We start from the raw sequence: 2,022 nt of genomic DNA on the forward strand, positions 1-2,022 counted from the left end.
CCTGCGGCGCGCTGACGCTGGAGCTGTCCTCCGGCGCGTTCTACCTCGACGGCCGCGTGTTCGACGTGACGCCGCGCGAGCAGGCGTTGCTGAAGGCGCTGATCGCGCGGCCCGGCCATGCGCTGCCGAAGGAGAAGCTGTTCCGCGTCGTGTTCCCGATGGAGACCGACATCCAGTTCGAGGCGATCGAGGTGGTGGCCTACCGGCTGCGCAAGAAGCTCGCCGGCTCGGGCGTCTCGCTGATCACGCTGCGCGGCCTGGGCTACCTGCTGCGCTGCGACCCGCCCGACGCCAGCGCATGACACGGCCGGTCCATTCATTGCGGCGCCGGCTGATGGGCTGGATCGTGCTGCCGATCGCCTGCTTCATTGCGTTCGACACGGTCAGCCTCTACCAGCGAGCGCTCGACGCCATCACGCTGGCCTACGACCGCACGCTGCTCAGCTCGGCCCGCAACATCGGCGAGCTGCTGTCGGTCAAGGGCAGCGAGTTGCACGTGGAGCTGCCGTACAACGCGCTGGAGATGCTCGACAACGGCGACGCCCGGATGATGTACCGCGTGAGCGGCTTCAACGGCGAGTTCCTGTCGGGGTACTCCGATTTCCCGGCCTATGCGCGCACGCCGCCGCAGCGCTCGGCGTACGACGCGCTGGTCGATTTCTACGACGGCGAGTTCCGCGGCGAGCCGGTGCGCATCGCCGCGCTCTACCAGCCGGTGGCCAGCTCCGATGCGCGCGGCGTCGCGCTGGTGCAGGTGGCCGAGACGCTGGAGGTGCGGCGGCGCCTGGCGCGGCAGATCCTGATGGACACGCTGGTCCGCCAGGCGCTGCTGATCAGCGTCGTCGTGGCGATCACCTGGTTCGTCGTCGCCCACGCGCTGCGGCCGATCGAGGCGCTGCGCGCGCAGCTCGAATCTCGCAGCGCCCGCGACCTGTCGCCGGTGGCAAGCCCGGACCTRCCGATCGAGATGACACCGCTGCTCGGCGCGGTGAACCAGTTGATGCAGCGATTGCAGCGGCTGCACGACCACCAGCGCCAGTTCGTGCGCGATGCCTCGCACCAGCTGCGCACGCCGCTCGCGGTGCTGAAGACGCAGGTGCAGTCGGCGCTGTGCATGCCGGCCAGCGATGCCCGCGACGCACTGCCGGCGATGCATGCGACGGTCGACCGGGCGATCCGGCTGGCCAACCAGATGCTCGCGCTGGCCAAGGTCGAGCAGGTGCAGGGCCAGGCCGAGCCGGCCACCGCCGACCTGGGAAAGCTAGCGCAAGAGGTGGCGCTCGACCTGTCGCCACTGATCGGCGAGCGCGACCTCGACTTCGAGCTGCAGGCCGCACCGAGCTGGGTGCACGGCCATGAGTGGATGGTGCGGGAGCTGCTGCGCAACCTGTTGCACAACGCGATCCGCGAGACCCCGAAGCGCGGTGAGCTGCTGATGCGGGTCGCGAACGCCGAGCTGCTGATCAGCGACAGCGGCCCGGGCATCGCACCCGAGCTGCGCGACCGGCTGTTCGAGCCGTTCCACACCGGGCACCCGACGCAGGGCAGCGGGCTCGGGCTGTCGATCTGCCGCGAGATCTGCAACTCGGTGGGCGCGACGATCGCGCTGACGAACCGGCAGTTCGCCGGCCGGCTCGCCGGCCTCGATGCGACGGTGCGGTTCCGGCCCGCCAGCGAGCCGCCGCCGGCCTGAATCGTGCCTACACTTGGCGGAATGGCGAACGACAACGACGGCATGCGACTCGACAAGTGGCTGTGGGCCGCCCGCTTCTACAAGACCCGCAGCCTCGCGACGCAGGAGATCGACAAGGGCCGCATCGGCGTGAACGGGCAGGCCGCGAAGCCGTCGCGCGAGCTGAAGCCGGGCGATCGCATCGAGATGCGCCAGGGGCCGGTCACGCTGAGCCTCGTCGTGCGGGGGCTCAGCCACCAGCGCGGGCCGGCGCCGGTCGCGCAGGCGCTGTACGAGGAGACGGCCGACAGCATCGCGCGCCGCGAGGAGGCGGCGAAGCAGCGCAAGCT

At 70.5% G+C, this 2,022-nt stretch carries 3 protein-coding genes; all 3 read left to right on the forward strand.

Features of this window, described 5'->3' with window-relative positions; translation table 11 throughout:
- The coding region (locus AC1D12_RS31825; RefSeq protein ID WP_477845166.1) for a winged helix-turn-helix domain-containing protein at positions 1-302 on the forward strand (302 nt) is incomplete at its 5' end.
- A complete protein-coding gene (locus AC1D12_RS31830) occupies positions 299-1,693 on the forward strand; it encodes a sensor histidine kinase (protein ID WP_465113008.1) in 1,395 nt (464 codons plus the stop codon). The genes AC1D12_RS31825 and AC1D12_RS31830, both read left to right, overlap by 4 nt.
- Before the next feature lie 21 nt (positions 1,694-1,714).
- On the forward strand, positions 1,715-2,022 hold a 308-nt coding region (locus tag AC1D12_RS31835), incomplete at its 3' end, for an RNA-binding S4 domain-containing protein (protein WP_477845167.1).

The organism is Rhizobacter sp. P1_G5, from assembly GCF_056405435.1.